Origin of the sequence: Mesorhizobium sp. M7D.F.Ca.US.004.03.1.1, assembly GCF_003998635.1 — a bacterium.
GTDB lineage: Bacteria > Pseudomonadota > Alphaproteobacteria > Rhizobiales > Rhizobiaceae > Mesorhizobium > Mesorhizobium loti.
The window spans coordinates 1-4,633 of sequence record NZ_RZQG01000474.1 but is presented as its reverse complement, the minus strand read 5'-3'; the positions used below and the strand labels follow the sequence as shown (position 1 = coordinate 4,633).

Sequence of the window (4,633 nt, the reverse complement as noted above, 5' to 3'; positions counted from 1 at the left end):
TCGGCTCGATCGACATGGTGGCGAAACTCAACAGCATGCCGGTCGCCAGCATGGCGACAACAGGCCGTTTGTCGGGGATTTGCGCCCAGCCGCCTTTCGGCTTCTGCTTCGACGCGGCGTCTGCTGCTTTCGGCCGGGGATTCTCCTTGATGAGAAACGTCGTCGCCAGGAACGCCAGGAAGATGACGCCGCCTGACAACAGGAAGGTGGCGCGGATGCCGATCAGCGGCGGCAAGATACCGCCAACCAGTGGGCCGACCAATGCCCCAGCCGTGATGCCGGCAGACAGCAGGCCGAGCGCCCAGCCGGAACGCTCCTTCGGCGTTTGCATGGCGACGAGGATGGTCGATCCCGACGAATAGCCGCCGGCAAAACCGATCAGCAGCCGCAGCAGCACCAGCTGCCAGACTGTCTGCACCATGCCGGTCAGCGACATGCATATCGCCATGCCGAAGCTGGCGCGAACCAGCATCACCTTGCGGCCGTAGCGGTCGCCGAGACGTCCCCACAGCGGCGCCACCAGCGCCGCCGCGAAGAAGGTCGCGCCATAGGCGATCCCAGACCATTGCACGATCGCCGCGTGGCCCTCGGCGCCGAGCTGCTCGATATAGAGTGGCAGGAACGGCAAAAGCAGCGTCATGGCGACAAGCGTCGAGAACGAACCGGCAAAACACACGAACAGATTGCGCCGCCAATGGATGTTGTAGGTGCTGTCGGTCGCCGGGGGCGTATTCTGCGGCATGTCATATGTCCTGTCCGCGCAATCTATCGATGCTTGCCGCGGATACCAGTTTGGGATACCAAGATGGTATCCGTCATGGACGCAAGCTTGGCCGCTGTCAATGCAACCCTGTCAACCGTGAGCGGGAACCGCGGTTGGCGAGCTGATCGCCGGCAAACGGCCCGAGCCAGCAACGGCCAGAAAATGGAAACGACAATGTCGCAGATGCAGAGCGTCGAAAAGCAGCTTCGGCAGATGATCCTGGGCCTCGAGATCGGTCCCGGCGAGAAGCTGACGGAGCGCTGGATCGAAAGCCGCTTCGGCGCCTCGCGAACCCCGGTCAGGGCAGCACTTCTGCGGCTTGAGACCGAGGGCTTGGTCGGCAGGGACGGGCGTGGCTGGACGGTGTCGCCCATCAATCTGGCCGAACTCGAGCAGATCGCCGTCTACAGGGAGGCGGTCGAGGTTGCGGCACTTCGCCTGACATGCGCCTTGGCGGACCGGAGCGCCGTCGATGTCATCGAGGCGATGCTCGAGTCCTGCGACAACGACACGCCGCGCGAGGAATGGCATCGTGTCGGCATGGATTTTCACATCGAACTGGCGCGTCTGTCGGGCAACGAATTTCTGTTCCGGGCGGTTCGCGATGCCATGACGCGCCTGTCGCGGGCGCGCTGGCTGGAGGTGCGCGACGAAGCGGCCCTTGTTCGCGCCTGGGCCGAACATCGCGCCATTCTGGCAGCCGCACGTCTTGGCGATGCCGATGAAGCCGCGCGCCTGCTCTCAGTCCACATCGTCGGCAGCCGCGACCGGTTGGTGACGTCGCTCGCCAACGATCGGCGCGGTCTTCGCGCCAGAGGCTTTGCCGTCGTCGCCGCCTAGAGAGCAATTCCAGGAAAAGTGTGAAACGGTTTTCCGTCCGGAATTGCGTCAAGACAAAGAGATGGAGCAATTCCAGGAAAAGTGTTTGCGTCCGGAATTGCTCCAAACGATCTGTGCAGGGCAGGGTATACGCCATGCAAAAGGCGTCGTCTGGACGTATGCGCACTTTCGGCCTCGCTTCGCAGACGCCGATGGCGTAAGGAGCGGCGATGGAAAACAACCGATTTGAAACACCTGTGACTGTGAAGTCAGTCGCGGCGGGAAGCACTCAGCTCTTGCGTACGGCGCGTGAGGCTTCCGACTACCTCCTCAACAACTGGCCCGGCAAGCGCAGCCCCAAGCATCGCGCGGCGCTGCAGGCCTGCCATGACGCACTCGCCGGCGACAAGCCGGCGATGAACGCTAGGCGCGCCTTCATTGCGGCAGCGCGCGAAGTGGACGTCTTTGTCAGCGACAAGGCGCCCGCCTGATACAAGGCGGCCATCTGGGTTGAGGCATGGCCCGCATCTGCGGGCCTTTTGCCGTCACTTTGCCGTTTCGGTTTCGCCTTCGGTCTCGTCCTCGGGCTTCGAACGTTCCCGCGCCGCAACCTTGGCTGCCAGCTTCTCGGCCTTCTTGGCTGCTTTCTGGCGGTCGCGTTCCTTGCGTTCCTGATCGTAATTTGGTGGTCGCGCCATATCGGCTCCTTTTCACTGCCTCGCGGCTCTGGTCCTGCCTAGGAGCATTAGCCGTCAAACACAACAGCTGAAGCGATAGTGCCCGGCGGTTCGTGGGGACGACGGTCCGGGACTTGCAAGATGCGCGGCACAATGGTGTAGGAGAACCGGGGCGCCAACAAACTGCGCAGCGATCCGCCCGTTTGTTTTGATCAAGTGAACTATGGCCACCATCCAACGAACGACGGCAAGGGTTTTCTACTATGCGCGCAACGTCTTGCGCGATATCGCACCGCAGGCACTCTTCCGTCGGCGGTTGGCGGGCCGTCTCGAACAGGCCAGGCTCTCGGATCAGGCAGTGCGGCGGCGGCTGAATTACTACAACAAGCTGCAGGATGCGTTTTCGCCCAGCCCAGCTGCGGTGCGTCTCGACAAGCTGCCCTCTACGCCGACTATGTACCACTACGACCTCAAGGAGTTTGCCCGTTATTTCGATCCGGCATTGCTCGTCGACGTCGAATTCGGCGACGTCATTGACGTGCCGAAGGTGCCGACGCTGGTCAAGGATCGGCCGATCCATGCCGACGACGAAAATGCGGTCATCATGAAATTCAACAAGTTTAGGCACTTCTACATGCCGGCCGACGCAACTGCATTCGCCGACAAGCGCCCGGCCGTGGTCTGGCGCGGTGATCTCAACAACCCGAAACGGACAAGATTTCTCGACGCCGTGCGTGACTTGCCGTTTTGCGACGCCGGCTCGCACAAGCCGAACGCGCCGGCCGAGTACAGCAAGCCTTTTCTCAGCATCAGCCAACAGCAGCATTATCGCTACATCGTCTCACTCGAAGGCAACGACGTGGCGACCAACCTCAAATGGATCCTGAATTCGAATTCGCTCTGCCTGATGCCGTTGCCGACATACGAGACATGGTTTGCGGAAAAGCAACTCGAGGCCGGTGTCCACTATGTGCCGCTCGACCCGGATTTCGCCGATGTCACGGAGAAGGTGCGCTATTTCGAACACCACCCGGCCGAGGCGCAACGCATCATCGCCGCGGCCAATGCCTATTGCCGCCAATTCTCCAACGAGCAGGAGGAGCAGGCTATCTCCCTGCTCGTCCTCTATAAGTATTTTGTCCTCAGCGGTCAGATCAAGCCTGATCCTGAGGTCTGGCGTTTTATCCAGGGTTAGGACGTAGCGTGCCTCGGCGCGCCAAACCTGGCTCGTCAGATGCCGCTGCGGTCAAGAACCAGGTCGGCGGGGCCGAAGCGGTCCTTTGCCGTCAATTGCTGGTGCCAGTAGGGATAGAGCAGCGGTGGCCGGCTGACCGCGTCGAGGCGGCTGCGTTCGTCGTCGGTGAGCACCAGGCTCGCAGCCGCAAGGTTGTCCTTCAACTGGGCTTCGTTGCGGGCGCCGATCACCAGCGAACTGACGGCCGGCCGGCCAAGCAGCCAGGCCAGTGCCACCTGCGCTGCTGACACGCCGCGCTGGGTGCCGATCTCGACCAGAACATCGACGATCCGCCACAGCCGGTCCTCGTCTCGGATCGGCGGTTCCGACCAGCCGGCGAGCTGGCGGGCGGTGGGGCTGTCGCGGCGGTATTTGCCTGACAGCAATCCGCCGGCAAGCGGGCTCCAGACCAGAACGCCCAGCCCCTGGTCAACGGAAATCGGCAGCAATTCATACTCCGCCTCGCGTGCTTCCAGCGTGTAGTGGATCTGCTGGGTGACGAAACGAGGCTGGTGATGACTGTCGCTGATGCCGAGCGCCTTCATCACCTGCCAGCCGGAATAGTTCGAGCAGCCGACATAGCGGATCTTGCCCTGGGCGACCAGCGTGTCGAGCGCGGCGATGGTTTCCTCCAGCGGCGTTACGCCATCCCATTCGTGCAGGAAGTAGATGTCGATGACGTCGGTCTTGAGCCGCTTCAGGCTCTTCTCGCATTCGCGGATCAGGTGATGGCGCGACAGGCCTTCATCGTTTGGACCTTTGCCGATCCGCATCCGCGCCTTGGAGGCGATCAGCACGTCGCCCTTGCGCTTGCCGCCGAGCGCTTCGCCGATGATCTCTTCCGAAATGCCGTTCGAATAGACATTGGCGGTGTCGATGACGTTGATGCCGGCATCGATGCAGAGATCGATCATCCGGCGCGCCTCGTCGAGGTCGGTCTTGCCGACCGCCGAAAACGCGCCGGCGCCGCCGAAAGTCATGGTGCCCATGGTCAGTGTCGAAACTTTCAGGCCGGAACGGCCGAGGGTGCGGTATTCCATGTCAGTCCTCGCGATTGCGTTGGGAAGGGGGCTGGGGAGGGGCCCCGAATGTGGCTGCTATTTGTAGGACAATTTGGGCGACTTGTCTCCATGCCACGAC

At 62.1% G+C, this 4,633-nt stretch carries 6 protein-coding genes; 3 read left to right on the top strand and 3 right to left on the bottom strand.

Annotation, left to right across the window (positions count from 1 at the left end):
- The coding region (locus tag EN935_RS23130; RefSeq protein WP_127373638.1) for an MFS transporter at positions 1-742 on the bottom strand (742 nt) is incomplete at its 3' end.
- Positions 743-937: 195 nt separating this feature from the next.
- On the opposite strand from EN935_RS23130, the gene EN935_RS23125 reads away from it, so the two are divergent.
- Both EN935_RS23125 and EN935_RS23120 read left to right on the top strand, forming a co-directional pair.
- A complete protein-coding gene (locus EN935_RS23125) occupies positions 938-1,603 on the top strand; it encodes a GntR family transcriptional regulator (protein WP_127373637.1) in 666 nt (221 codons plus the stop codon).
- Between the two features lie 236 nt (positions 1,604-1,839).
- A complete protein-coding gene (locus tag EN935_RS23120; protein ID WP_245462826.1) occupies positions 1,840-2,073 on the top strand; it encodes a DUF982 domain-containing protein in 234 nt (77 codons plus the stop codon).
- Positions 2,074-2,127: 54 nt separating this feature from the next.
- Here EN935_RS23120 and EN935_RS23115 read toward each other — a convergent pair whose 3' ends face one another.
- On the bottom strand, positions 2,128-2,280 hold the full coding sequence (locus tag EN935_RS23115; RefSeq protein WP_081738829.1) for a hypothetical protein: 153 nt from the start codon (positions 2,278-2,280) through the stop codon (positions 2,128-2,130).
- 202 nt (positions 2,281-2,482) lie between these two features.
- On the opposite strand from EN935_RS23115, the gene EN935_RS23110 reads away from it, so the two are divergent.
- The gene (locus EN935_RS23110) at positions 2,483-3,454 is read left to right on the top strand and encodes a glycosyl transferase family 90 (protein ID WP_127264888.1); all 972 of its coding nucleotides are present in this window, start codon (positions 2,483-2,485) and stop codon (positions 3,452-3,454) included.
- Between the two features lie 35 nt (positions 3,455-3,489).
- On the opposite strand, the gene EN935_RS23105 is transcribed toward EN935_RS23110, so the two are convergent.
- Complete coding sequence (locus EN935_RS23105; RefSeq protein WP_127264887.1) at positions 3,490-4,533, bottom strand: aldo/keto reductase; 1,044 nt, start codon at positions 4,531-4,533, stop codon at positions 3,490-3,492.
- Positions 4,534-4,633: the final 100 nt, after the last annotated feature.

Excerpts from the sequence above, each read along its gene's own strand:
- EN935_RS23125 (WP_127373637.1), top strand. The coding sequence starts at position 938 with ATGTCGCAGATGCAGAGCGTCGAAAAGCAGCTTCGGCAGATGATCCTG.
- EN935_RS23115 (WP_081738829.1), bottom strand. The coding sequence starts at position 2,280 with ATGGCGCGACCACCAAATTACGATCAGGAACGCAAGGAACGCGACCGC.
- EN935_RS23110 (WP_127264888.1), top strand. The coding sequence starts at position 2,483 with ATGGCCACCATCCAACGAACGACGGCAAGGGTTTTCTACTATGCGCGC.
- EN935_RS23105 (WP_127264887.1), bottom strand. The coding sequence starts at position 4,533 with ATGGAATACCGCACCCTCGGCCGTTCCGGCCTGAAAGTTTCGACACTG.